General features: G+C 49.0%; 11 protein-coding genes. 3 read left to right on the forward strand and 8 right to left on the reverse strand.

The window, feature by feature from the left end; all coding sequences use genetic code 11:
• Window positions 1-100: 100 nt before the first annotated feature.
• From der to hisS, 3 genes are all read right to left on the reverse strand, one after another.
• Window positions 101-1,558, reverse strand: a complete 1,458-nt coding sequence (gene der / locus DBY97_RS08680) for a ribosome biogenesis GTPase Der (protein WP_107858088.1) — start codon at window positions 1,556-1,558, stop codon at window positions 101-103.
• A gap of 141 nt (window positions 1,559-1,699) precedes the next feature.
• Window positions 1,700-2,329 carry a YfgM family protein gene (locus DBY97_RS08685; protein WP_049322720.1) on the reverse strand — a complete coding sequence of 210 codons (630 nt, stop codon included), beginning with the start codon at window positions 2,327-2,329 and terminating at the stop codon, window positions 1,700-1,702.
• Window positions 2,330-3,625: a histidine--tRNA ligase gene (gene hisS, locus DBY97_RS08690; RefSeq protein WP_107858089.1), complete on the reverse strand. Its 1,296-nt coding sequence runs from the start codon at window positions 3,623-3,625 to the stop codon at window positions 2,330-2,332.
• A gap of 257 nt (window positions 3,626-3,882) precedes the next feature.
• Between hisS and DBY97_RS08695 the strand changes: the two genes are divergently transcribed.
• Window positions 3,883-4,389, forward strand: a complete 507-nt coding sequence (locus DBY97_RS08695; RefSeq protein WP_234394549.1) for a hypothetical protein — start codon at window positions 3,883-3,885, stop codon at window positions 4,387-4,389.
• A 55-nt stretch (window positions 4,390-4,444) separates the two neighbouring features.
• Here DBY97_RS08695 and DBY97_RS08700 read toward each other — a convergent pair whose 3' ends face one another.
• Entirely contained in the window at window positions 4,445-4,747 is a 303-nt protein-coding gene (locus DBY97_RS08700) for a hypothetical protein (RefSeq protein WP_107858091.1), read from the reverse strand.
• A 209-nt stretch (window positions 4,748-4,956) separates the two neighbouring features.
• Here DBY97_RS08700 and DBY97_RS08705 point away from each other — a divergent pair, with 209 nt between their 5' ends.
• Window positions 4,957-5,880: an RluA family pseudouridine synthase gene (locus DBY97_RS08705; RefSeq protein ID WP_107858092.1), complete on the forward strand. Its 924-nt coding sequence runs from the start codon at window positions 4,957-4,959 to the stop codon at window positions 5,878-5,880.
• 68 nt (window positions 5,881-5,948) lie between these two features.
• On the opposite strand, the gene adhP is transcribed toward DBY97_RS08705, so the two are convergent.
• Complete coding sequence (adhP, locus tag DBY97_RS08710; protein ID WP_079453675.1) at window positions 5,949-6,992, reverse strand: alcohol dehydrogenase AdhP; 1,044 nt, start codon at window positions 6,990-6,992, stop codon at window positions 5,949-5,951.
• A gap of 340 nt (window positions 6,993-7,332) precedes the next feature.
• Between adhP and DBY97_RS08715 the strand changes: the two genes are divergently transcribed.
• Window positions 7,333-8,814, forward strand: coding sequence for an aldehyde dehydrogenase family protein (locus DBY97_RS08715; RefSeq protein WP_107858093.1), 1,482 nt, complete (start codon window positions 7,333-7,335; stop codon window positions 8,812-8,814).
• A 95-nt stretch (window positions 8,815-8,909) separates the two neighbouring features.
• On the opposite strand, the gene DBY97_RS08720 is transcribed toward DBY97_RS08715, so the two are convergent.
• The 3 genes from DBY97_RS08720 to DBY97_RS08730 all read right to left on the reverse strand — a co-directional run bounded on the left by DBY97_RS08720 (window position 8,910) and on the right by DBY97_RS08730 (window position 12,377).
• Entirely contained in the window at window positions 8,910-9,845 is a 936-nt protein-coding gene (locus DBY97_RS08720; RefSeq protein WP_107858094.1) for a DMT family transporter, read from the reverse strand.
• 18 nt (window positions 9,846-9,863) lie between these two features.
• Window positions 9,864-11,564 carry a single-stranded-DNA-specific exonuclease RecJ gene (gene recJ, locus DBY97_RS08725; protein WP_107858095.1) on the reverse strand — a complete coding sequence of 567 codons (1,701 nt, stop codon included), beginning with the start codon at window positions 11,562-11,564 and terminating at the stop codon, window positions 9,864-9,866.
• Between the two features lie 102 nt (window positions 11,565-11,666).
• Window positions 11,667-12,377, reverse strand: a complete 711-nt coding sequence (locus DBY97_RS08730) for a hypothetical protein (protein WP_107858096.1) — start codon at window positions 12,375-12,377, stop codon at window positions 11,667-11,669.
• Window positions 12,378-12,404 lie beyond the last annotated feature (27 nt).

The following is a 12,404-nucleotide window of genomic DNA, read 5'->3' on the forward strand; positions in this document are numbered from 1 at the left end:
TTTTGATTCCAGCAAATCTAATCGATAAATATCATGAAACATGAATAACTTACATTCCATCATAAAAGGCCGTCTGAAATCGTTCAGACGGCCTTTATGCTTATTTGCTGAATTGTTTTTTCACGCTGACTTTGGTTTTTTTCTTGAAGCGGTTTTTCTCTTCCTTGCGGCCTTCGCGTTTCTCAATGCGGTTGCTCAGGCTGACACGGCGCAACGGTTTTTTCTTCGGTTTATCTTCCGCATTTTCATACGGGTTTTCCGAAACATTGTATTGAATTCTGAGCGGCGTACCTTGCAGATTGAAGGCTTTGCGGAACGTTTGGGTCAGATAGCGCGTGTAGCTGTCTGAAATCGCGTGCAGCGAATTGCCGTGAACCACAATCACCGGCGGATTCATGCCGCCTTGGTGGGCATAACGCATTTTCGGACGCACCAAACCTGCGCGCGGCGGCTGTTGACGCTCGATAGCGCTTTGCAATACGCGCGTGATTTTCGGCGTCGGCATCTTAATCATTGCCGCATTGTAGGCAGCCTGAATGCTTTCAAACAAACCGCCTATACCGCGCTCTTTCAATGCAGAAATAAAGTGGAACTTAGCAAAATCAAGGAAATACAGTTTGCGGTTGATATCGCGTTTCACTTGCTCGCGACGCTCTTCGCTGATGCCGTCCCATTTATTGACCGCCACCACCAAGGCACGGCCTGCCTCTAAAGCAAAACCTGCAATCGTCGCATCTTGGTCGGCAATATCTTGTTGCGCGTCCAATACCAAGACAGCAACGTTTGCTGCCTCAACCGCCTGCATGGCTTTGATAACGGAGAACTTTTCCACCGCTTCATCCACTTTACCGCGACGGCGCACGCCTGCTGTATCAATGATGGTAAACGGCTTGCCTTCACGTTCAAAATCAATATGGATACTGTCGCGCGTCGTGCCTGCCATATCAAAAGCAATCACGCGCTCTTCTCCGAGAATAGCGTTTACCAAGGTCGATTTACCGACATTTGGACGGCCGATTACAGCAAAAACAGGATGTTTCGCTTCTTCCTCTTCCTTTTCAGGCTCAGGGAAGGTTTCCAAAATATCCTCAATCAGATAATACACGCCATCGCCGTGCGCACCTGAAATAACATAAGGGTCGCCCAGGGCAAGTTCGTAGAACTCAGCGGCAAGCACGGCCCTATTGCCGCCCTCGCCCTTATTCACGGCCAAATAAACAGGACGTGGGCTTTGGCGCAAACGGTCGGCAATGATTTTGTCTTGCGGCGTCAAACCGGTGCGGCCGTCCACCAAAAACACCACTGCATCGGCTTCATCGACAGCCTGCAAGGTCTGTTTTGCCATTTCGTGCAAAATGCCGCTGTCCACAACCGGCTCAAAACCACCGGTATCGATGACCAAATAAGGTTTGCTGCCGACTTTGCCATGACCGTAATGTCGGTCACGCGTCAGGCCGGGCAAGTCATGCACGAGCGCGTCTTTGGTGCGCGTCAAACGGTTGAATAAGGTAGATTTGCCGACATTGGGGCGGCCGACAAGCGCGATGGTTGGTTTCATGATGGAGTCTTTCTGTGTCAAGTGCCGCCTAAAAACGGGAGCGGAACACAAGCAGGTGTTTTAAAAACACGGTTGATAAGGATAAGTGTAGGCCGTCTGAAAAGTCATGGCAACTTCAGACGGCCTTGATTTCAAACAAACTTATTTCAAGCTGTCGATTTTCATTTGCAGCAATTCGCGGCCTACTGCGGTTTGCGGCAATTTGCTCAAAGCAGCTTCGTAACTTTGTACGGCTTCTTTGGTTTTATTTTGGGCAACGTAAACATCGCCTTTGGTTTCCAGCATCAAAGGCTCGAAGTCAGCCTCAACCTGAGTATTCAGGGCATTGATGGCGGCATCGTATTTTTTCTGCTGCAACAGGACAACGCCCAAACGCTGGGCCGCCAAAGCTTGAACCAGCGGTGCGTTTTGGTTTTTCAGCACCCAATTCAAATGACCTTCCGCTACATCATAACGGCCGGCATCAAACTCGGTCGCCGCTACCATCAACGTAGCTTGGGCTGTCGAAATGGAATCAGGATAGTTTTTTTGCAATTCGGCCAAATCGGCGTTGATGGCTTTGGGGTCGGTTTTTTGCTGCGCCTTTTCCACCATTTGCGCCAATACGGCGGCGGCTTCCTGATCTTTTGAAGCTTTTTGGCCTTGGTAAATGGTGTAACCCAAATATCCCAAAGCCGCTACGATCAGCAAGGCAAAGATCCAACGGCCGGTGCGTTTCCAAAAATATTTAAAGTTGTCTAACTCTTGTTGTTCTTCCAAATGGGCTGCCATTTATGCGTTCTTCCATTGTTGTAAAGTGTCTGTCAAATCAGCGGCGGCAACGGTTTTCTGTTCGTGTTTGCCCTGCATATCTTTCAGGGTAACCGTACCGTTTGCCAGCTCATCCTGAGCCACAATCAGGGCAAAGCGTGCGCCACTGTTGTCTGCTTTTTTCATTTGCGCCTTCAGGCTTTGATAGCCGGAATGCTGCATTACATTAAAACCTTGTGCGCGCAAGGCTTGCGCGTATTTCATCACCTGCAAGTCCGCACCTTCGCCTTGGTGCATTGCATAGACATCAGGCGCAGCGTTCACTTCCAACGAGCCGTATTCGCTCACCAAAAGCAGCAGGCGCTCAATACCCATCGCAAAGCCGATAGACGGCGCAGGTTTGCCGCCAAGCTCTTCAATCAAACCATCGTAACGGCCGCCACCGCACACAGTCGCCTGCGCACCGAGTTTGTCGGTCGTCCACTCAAAAACCGTCTGATTGTAGTAATCCAAACCGCGGACCAAGCGCGGATTTTCAACATATTGAATACCCAAACCGTCCAACATCGCCTTGAAGCGTGCATAGTGGTTTTGCGAAGCCTCGCCCAAGTAATCCACCAAACGCGGCGCCGCATTGCAGATTTCCTGCAAATCAGGATTCTTCGTATCCAAAACGCGCAAAGGATTAGTTTTCAGACGGCGTTTGCTGTCTTCGTCCAGTTGCGCCTCATAGCGGGTCAAATATTCAACCAATGCCGCACGGTGTGCCGCGCGTTCCTCACGGTTGCCCAAGCTGTTGATTTCCAAAGTCAGGTATTCGCGAATGCCCAATTTTTCCCACAAATCGGCAGACATCGCGATGATTTCCGCATCGATATCCGGCCCTTCAAAACCCAAAGCCTCGATACCGACCTGATGGAACTGACGATAACGGCCTTTTTGCGGACGCTCGCGGCGGAACATCGGCCCCATATACCACAGCTTTTGCGGGCTGTTGTACAAAAGGTTGTGTTCGACCACAGCACGCAGACAAGAAGCTGTACCTTCAGGACGCAGGCTCAAACTCAAAGAATCGTTTGAATCGGAGAAGGTGTACATTTCCTTGCCGACCACATCGGTTTCCTCGCCGATGGAGCGGACAAACAAACCGGTTTGCTCGACAATCGGCGTACGGATTTGCTGATAGCCGTAAGCGCGTGTCCAACGACTAACCGTATCTTCAAACGCCTGCCAAAACGCAGCCGTCAGTTTGAAATCTTTTTGCTCGACAGGTAAAAGGTCGTTCATACCTTTTACAGATTGAATTTTTTGTGCCATTTCAATATGGGATAAGCGAAAATCAAATAGTTGGGCATTATAGCTGATTTTTAAGGGTTTGTGAGGTTGGGAACAAATCAAAAGGCCGTCTGAAAATCGGTTTTCGTATTCAGACGGCCTGTAAAGCAGATTACAGAATCATATTCAATGATTTCAATCCTTCCCCTGCTTTTCAACTTAAATTTCTTAAAAATATATTCAATATAGATTCAATGTCGTTATACTTAGATTCTTTTCATCTCATCCCTATGCACATCATGAAAACACTGCGCTCTCTTTTTGTTATCGGCTTGTTGACTACCAGCCTATCTTCCCAAGCGATGGCTGCAAATGACGCCACAAATAATCAAGCCAAAATAGATTTAGTCAAAAAGGTTTATCTGTCTAAAGTGGATTTAGGCTCTGAACACAATCGTGTTACTACGCCTGAACTACAAAAAATCATCCGACAATTCAATAAATTTGACACTAATATCCGTAAGCAACCCGATATGGAGATGGGATGTGACATGCCGATACATTACTACTTGGGCTTTGGTCAGGATCATCCTGACAACTTCCATAAAACCTTGCAAGTCAAGGTCACGTCTCCCCATACCGTCCGGGCGACATTTAAACAATTTGACGGCCATAAAGTCGGTGCAGATTTCACGTTGAAATGTACAGAAAACCGTTGTTTGATAGATGATTTTAAGATGATTGGCGATCAAACCAGCATCAAAACTGATTATAAACTTGTTTTACGCAAACAAAAATGTGAGTGAGCCAACAAAACAAAAGGGCTGTCCAAACAAATGGAGCAGCCCTTTGATTTTGTAATCAAGGTCGTGAAGGATGTGGATTTAAGCGGACAGGCGGCAAATTAGGTTTTCCGTATTGGGAAACGGCTTGTCTGCCTGAAGCTGCTTTTCCTGACTGCATGACGCCGCTATCGTTGCGTATTGGATGTACTGCATACTTGTCTTGATTTAATTGTGAAACTTCTTCATTTACTTCATTCTCTACCACAAGTTCATACTCATTATCGTATGCCTTACTCTTGCCAAGCCGAACTTCCCCTCCCGCCATAGCGGATACGGAAAACGCGGATAACATGATGATTATGCCGATTTTTCTCTGCATAATATTCTCCTTTTCTCAAATATTGCTTCTTTATCATTTCTTTAATTCATGCCATAAAAGCAAGTTCAAACAAAACCAGTTTCTCAGCTCGTTTGAAGAATCTATTTAAACACAAAACCTGCATCAATACATATCTATTATTAGAAACTTATTTTCCATAAAAACAAGGCCGTCTGAAAAAATCCTAAAAACCGAGTACAATCCACCGCATGAAAAAACGTACCAATCCCCTCCCCCTTTTAGACGGTGTCAAACCCAGCTACTTGGTTTTGCCGCATGAAAAGCAGTTTTACGGCTTGCCGCTGCTGCATTTTCTATGCGCTCATTTTCCCTTTGTCGGCGAAGAAAACTGGCGGCGGCGGCTGAACAGCGGTTTTGTGGTGGGTTCGGATGGCGTGCCGTTTGATGAGAATACTTTGTTCGAACCCGGCAAGACGATGTTTTATTACCGTGAAACCAGCCGTAAGAGCGAGCCGCGCATTCCGTTTGACGAAAAAATTTTGCATATTGACGAGCATTTGATTGTGGTGGACAAACCGCATTTTCTGCCCGTTATCCCCAGCGGCAGATTTTTGCGGGAAACCCTGCTCACGCGCCTGCGTTTGCGGCCTGAATTGCAGCATTTGAATGTTGAAGACATTACGCCGATTCATCGCTTGGACAAAGATACGGCAGGCGTTATGCTGCTTTCGCTCAACCCTGCCACGCGTCGCGATTATCAGACCATGTTCCAAGAAAAAACCGTCCAAAAAACTTATGAAGCGGTGGCGCCGACGCGGACGGATTTGGACTATCCGCTGGATATTTCGTCACGAATGGAACGTGGCGAAAAATTCTTCCTCACGCGTGAAACGGAAGGCGAACCCAACGCCCACACGACCATCGAACTTATCGAAAACCGCGGCGCATTCAGCCTCTACCGCCTCACGCCGCATACCGGGAAGAAACACCAGCTCCGCGTGCATATGATGAGTTTGAACATGCCGCTGATGAACGATACGCTTTACCCTACCCCATTGGCGGCCGGCGAGGAAGACTACGACAAACCTTTAAAACTTCTGGCTAAAAGAATAGAGTTCACCGATCCTGTCAGCGGAGAAATCCGCGTATTTGAAAGCGGTTTTGCGCTTTAAGTTATCCAATCCAATAAAAAGGCCGTCTGAAATTTTTCAGACGGCCTTTTTGTCACGGAATCATTTGATTAGTGATGAATGCAGCTGCACTCTTTGTTCATATCAATCACCATACGGCCGGTAATTTTACCTTCGCGCATTTCTTGGAAGATGGCAGGTGCTTCATCCAAAGCACGCAATTCGACTTTAGGTACAACCAAACCTTCTGCACCGAATTGGAATGCTTCTTCCAAATCTTTGCGGGTACCGACCAGAGAGCCGACCACTTCGATGCCGTCCAATACCAAACGTGGGATAGACAAATCCATAGACTCAGGCGGCAAGCCAACTGCAACAACACGGCCGCCTGCGCGAACGCAGTTAACGCCTGAATTGAAGGCAGCAGCGGATACGGCTGTGACAACGGCTGCGTGTGCGCCGCCGGTTTTCTCTTGGATGACTTGAGCCGCATCTTCTTTGGCGGCATTGATTACCAAATCCGCACCGGTTTCTTTGGCAAAAGCCAGTTTTTCATCGTTGACATCAACGGCAACAACGTGCGCGCCAAATACTTTTTTTGCGTATTGAACTGCCAAGTTGCCCAAACCGCCTGCGCCGTAAATCGCAATCCATTGGCCCGGACGAACGCCGGAAACTTTAATCGCTTTATAAGTAGTTACGCCGGCACAAGTGATGCTCGAAGCTTGCGCAGGGTCCAAGCCTTCAGGGACTTTGACTGCGTAATCTGCGCTCACGATACAATGGGTCGCCATACCGCCGTCGGCAGTATAGCCTGCGTTCAATACAGAGCGGCACAAGGTTTCGCGGCCGGTATTACAGTATTCGCAAGAACCGCAGCTTTGGAACAGCCATGCAATGCTGACACGGTCGCCAACTTTCAGATTTTTCACACCGTCGGCAACTTCTTTAACCAAACCAATGCCTTCGTGTCCCAACACGCGACCCGGTTTGTCGCCGTAATCGCCTGCCGCAACGTGCAAGTCGGTGTGGCACACGCCGCAATACTCGACTTCCACCAACGCCTCGCCGTATTCCAGCGGACGCAGTTCGCGTTCAACAACTTCTACATCACCTGCTACATCTTTGTTTACTACCACAGCATGCATTTTCATGGAGCGTCTCCTAGAGTGTCGAAAAAACTGTTTAGCTATAAATGAGAATACTCCCCATGTTCGAAGCCGTCAACCCATAATCTTTTTCAAAACAACAAGTTATGATGTTATACCATAACAAATCTTATTCAGGCCGTCTGAATCTTTAAATATATTAACAAATGCACTTTCATTTCAATCAAATCCTTTATTTTTCAGACGGCCTGCTACATGAAACAACATTGCAAACGTAAATTTTGAGAACATTCTCATTTTTAGTACTTGAACCTAAAAAGAAAAAAGCATAAGCTGTTTTTATGGCGTAGAAACACGCCTTCCCATTCATTAAGGAGACAGCATTATGGCAAAAGATTTAAATGTGTTTGATAAAGAATATGGCCTTTTAATCAACGGCGAATGGACGAAAGGTAGCGAAGGCAAACTTTTATCCTCTTACAACCCTGCCAATGGCGATGAATTGGCCAAGTTCACAGACGCAACCGACGCCGATGTCGATGCTGCCGTGGCCGCTGCGCAAGAAGCGTTCAAAACATGGCGTAAAACCACGACTGCCGAACGCGCGGCCATTTTGAACAAAATCGCCGATGTGATTGACGAAAACGCCGAATTGTTCGCCCTGCAAGAAACCTTGGACAACGGCAAACCCATCCGCGAAACCCGCGCCGCCGACGTACCTTTGGCTTCCGACCATTTCCGCTATTTCGCCAGCGTCATCCGCGGCGAAGAAGGCACGGCAACCCAGCTTGATGCCGAAGACCTGTCCATCGTTTTGCGCGAACCGATCGGCGTTGTCGGCCAAATCATTCCTTGGAACTTCCCATTCTTGATGGCCGCATGGAAAATCGCTCCGGCATTGGCCGCAGGTTGTACCATCGTCATCCACCCTTCTTCCAGCACTTCATTGAGCCTGTTGTCCTTCGCTCAAAAAATCAACCACTTGCTGCCTAAAGGCGTGTTGAACGTGATTACCGGCCGCGGTTCCAAATCCGGCGAATACATGCTGCACCACAAAGGCTTCAACAAACTGGCCTTTACTGGCTCAACCGAAGTCGGCCGCCGCGTCGGCATCGCCGCCGCCGAATTGCTGATTCCGTCCACTTTGGAATTGGGCGGCAAATCTGCCAATATCTTCTTCGACGATATGCCTTTCGACAAAGCGCTCGAAGGCGCGCAAAAAGGTATCTTGTTCAACCAAGGCCAAGTGTGCTGCGCCGGTTCGCGCATTTTTGTACAAGAAGGCATTTACGACAAATTCGTCAATGCTTTGGCTGAAGAATTCAAAAAAATCAAAGTCGGCCTGCCTTGGGAAGACGACACCCAAATGGGTTCGCAAGTCAATGCCGGCCAACTCGAGACTATTTTGAAATACGTCAAAATCGGCGAACAGGAAGGCTGCCGCATCATTACCGGCGGTAAAAAAATCGAAGGCGCATTGGGCAAAGGCGAATTTGTCGAGCCTACTTTGATTGAAGCCAGCAGCAACGAAGCCCGTGTTGCCCAAGAAGAAATCTTCGGCCCGGTTGCCACTGTGATTAAATTCAAAACCGAAGAAGAAGTCATCAAAATGGCCAACGACAGCGAATACGGCTTGGGCGGCGCAGTGTGGAGTACCGACATCAACCGCTGCCTGCGCGTTTCCAACGCATTGGAAACCGGCCGCGTTTGGGTAAACTGCTACAACCGCCTGCCTGCCGGCGCGCCGTTTGGCGGCTACAAAACTTCAGGTATTGGTCGCGAGACCCACAAAATGATGCTCGCCGCCTACACCCAAGTGAAAAACATCTACATCAGCACTCGTGAAGAACGCGAAGGCTTCTATTAATTCGGCGATTCACATTAATCTGATTTAGAAAATATAAAGGCCGTCTGAAACCTGTTTCAGACGGCCTTGTTTTATTCTGTTTCGCAATAAATGCTTTATATCTTTCTCAAAAAAAGCCCCATCACTTTCTCTCCGGCCACAGCCAGCAAGGCTCCGGCCACAACCACCATAGCACCCACATAGCTGACGATATTCATATCCGAAGCGGCAAAATAATCGGGGGCGAGATGATGGCCTATGGTGGAAAATATCATGGTGAACACAGGAATCAACGTGGTAACAATACTGACTTTGGAAGCGTCCCAATGGTTGAGCGCTTCGCCGAATGAACCGTAGCCGATCAGCGTGTTCAAGCAACAATAAATAAAGCAGCCCCATAAAAACGGATTGCCGATATGGGCGATTTGTGATGGTTCGGCAAACGGCAGGAAAACAAAGCTGCTGCAAAAATAAATCATGAGCAGGATTTGTTGCGAATTGAAATGTTTGGACAAAAGTTTTTGCGCCACGCCGTAGCACACCCAAATCATGCTACCCGAAGCCGCCATGATTACCCCGACCGCGTAGCTGCCCAAGCTGAAAAGTTCGCCGAATTTGTCGTTAAAAAACATGACCAAACCCGTTAGCAAAAGCATCAAACCGATTTTTTGCCAGCGCGTAAAGGCTTCTTTAAACACGCCTACGCCGACCAAAATCATGGTAAAGGGCGAGAGTTGCCACAACACCTGCGTGGTTGTCGGCGAAATATAGTGCAAACCCATGGCAACGAGCACGAAGTTGGCGGAAATGCCAATAATGCCCAGCACCAATAAAAACAAGGTTTGCTTGGAAAATTCAGACGGCCTCGGCAGCTTGCCGGTCAGCCCCAACAGCACAAACAATACCAGCGAAGCCACTAAAAAGCGTATCCACACCAGCGTGGGCGCATCGACGGCTTTTAAGGCCTGTTGGGCGATGACCGGCAGCGAGCCCCAAGTCATGGTGGCAAGCAGCGCCAATGAAAAGCCGAGCCAAGGTTTTTGTTTCTTCATTTTTCAGACGGCCTTTGTTTACGCGGCTTCCCAGTAGTCGATATAAAGCTGCAATTCGAGATTGTTCCGCCATTCGTTGGCAACGGGACGGTACACTGTGCGGATGTATTCGGGAATGTCTTCGCTGCAACGCCAAAACATGGCTTCAAATTCGTAGCCGTCTTTCTGCAGCCAGACTTTTTTGTGTTTGCCTTCCGCACCCAACGGCTGCTGGCGGACAACATGAAATTCGTCGGTAAAACTCGGTGGCGCGAAGCCCTGCCCCCAAACGTGTTTGGCAAGGTTTTGCGCCTGTTCCAGCGTAATATCGCGGGCAGGCAGGCTGCCGTCGGTAATATAGGTTTGCGACAAATCGTCTTCGCACACCATTTCGCGCACTGCTTCTTCAAAGGCCGTCTGAAACGCGGGAATATTGTGTTCAAGTATGCTCAAACCCGCCGCCATCGCGTGTCCGCCGAATTTCAAAATCAAATCGGGATGGCGTTTGGACACCAAGTCCAAAGCATCGCGCAGGTGCAGATTGGGAATGGAGCGTCCCGAACCGCGCACTTCGCCGTTGTCGGCAGGCGCAAACACGATGGTCGGACGATAAAAACGATCTTTGAGGCGGCTGGCAACGATGCCGACCACGCCTTGATGAAAATCGTCGCGATACGCCACCAAAGTTGTCTGACCTGGAGGCAGGGTTTCGGGAAAGGCGTTCAGCGCGTCTTGTAGCATGGATTGCTCGATTTCGCGGCGCTCGATATTGAGGTCGTTTAACTGCGCCGCCAGTTCCTGCGCTTCGGCATCATCTTGCGCCAACAGACAGGCAATGCCGACCGACATATCGTCCAGCCGTCCGGCCGCATTGATGCGCGGTCCCAACGCAAAGCCCATATCAAACGGCTGAGCCTTGCGCCAATCCCGTCGCGCCACTTCAAACAAGGCGCGGATACCCGGGCGCATTTTGCCCAAACGCATCCGTTTCAAACCTTGCGACACGAGGATACGGTTGTTGTGGTCTAGAGTGACAACATCGGCGACGGTACCGAGTGCGACCAAATCCAAAAGATCGCCCAGATTCGGCTCTTTCAGGCCGTCTGAAAAATAATGGCGGCGGCGCAGTTCGGCACGCAAAGCCATCAATACATAAAAAATCACGCCCACGCCCGCCAAGCTTTTGCTTTGGAAACCGCAGCCTTTTTGGTTCGGATTGACGATGATGCAGTCGGGCACGGTCTCGGCAGGCAGATGGTGGTCGGTCACAATCACATCCAAACCCAATTCCTGCGCACGCGCCACGCCTGCAATGCTGGCGATACCGTTATCCACCGTCACCAACAAATCCACACCTTGCTCTGCCGCGATTTCAGCCAGCTCGGACGTTAAGCCGTAGCCGTGTTCAAAACGGTTGGGCACAAGGAAATCCACTTTAGCCCCCATCGCCGCCAAACCGCTCATACCGACGGAACACGCCGTCGCGCCGTCGGCATCGTAGTCGGCGACAATCAAGATTTTTTCCTGACGCTCAACCGCATCCGCCAAACGGCCGGCGGCAGCTTCGCAGTTTGTCAACGTTTGATACGGCAAAAGCGCAGCAAGCTTGTCGTCCAACTCAGCCGGACTTTGCACATCACGCGCAGCACACAGCCGTGCAATCAAAGGATCGGTACCGGCAGTGAGCAAGTCGTTAAAAACAGTCGGATTAATGGAACGTGTTTGGATTTTGACGGACATGGTGTGTGGGATTAAATAGAGAAAAATTAATATTTTTGAAGCGTTTATTTTAAGGAGGAGGCCGTCTGAAACCTGCAATCCGTTTTCAGACGGCCTTGGATATTATTTGCGTGAAGCATCGACAATTTCACCAATCACGACAAAGGGGATTGCTATCACTGCGCCGACTGCGTCCAAAGCCAATGTAAATGGCGTTTGCAGGATATTCTCCGTCAACTTCTGAACGTCAGTGCTTTTTTTGGTTTCCGTATAATAAATTCTGACCGGGACGGCAGTATCAAAACGGCGGTCTTCAGCAACATTTTTGGGCGTTGCGTAATAATGACCTTCGGTAGAAATACACCGAGTGTAGACAGTTTTGTCATCGAGTTCGACCGGTTTAAACGCCAGCTGTTTCAACTTGGCAATCTCGGCAGCTTTTTGAGTATCGTAACGCAGGCAGAAATCCGAGCTGAAAGTTTGCGCTTCAGGGGATTTCAATTCGACCGGCAAAGCCTCATACGCATATCTTGGGTTTTGCTGAACCATTTGAAACTGTTTGTCCAATTTAACATCCAAGACTGCCTTCAATTTGGCCGAATCTTTAGGATTAACGACAAACCAATATTTTTTGCCCATCATGACCAAGCTGCCTGTTTTCAATTGCGTATTGTCTTTGGCGACCACGCCAAATGCGTGAATATTATCTTTGGCAACGGTTTTTTCGGTTGTGGTTTTATGGAACGGGTTGTTCTCTCCCCAAAGAAAGGCAGTACATCCATTGAGGGTCAATACACTAATCAGCAAGGCAGTTACAGAGTGGCAAAATTTCATGGTCATCCTCCTTCGATATTACGATAC

The sequence above is a fragment of the Neisseria subflava genome (genome assembly GCF_003044645.1).
In the GTDB taxonomy this organism is placed as follows: domain Bacteria; phylum Pseudomonadota; class Gammaproteobacteria; order Burkholderiales; family Neisseriaceae; genus Neisseria; species Neisseria subflava_B.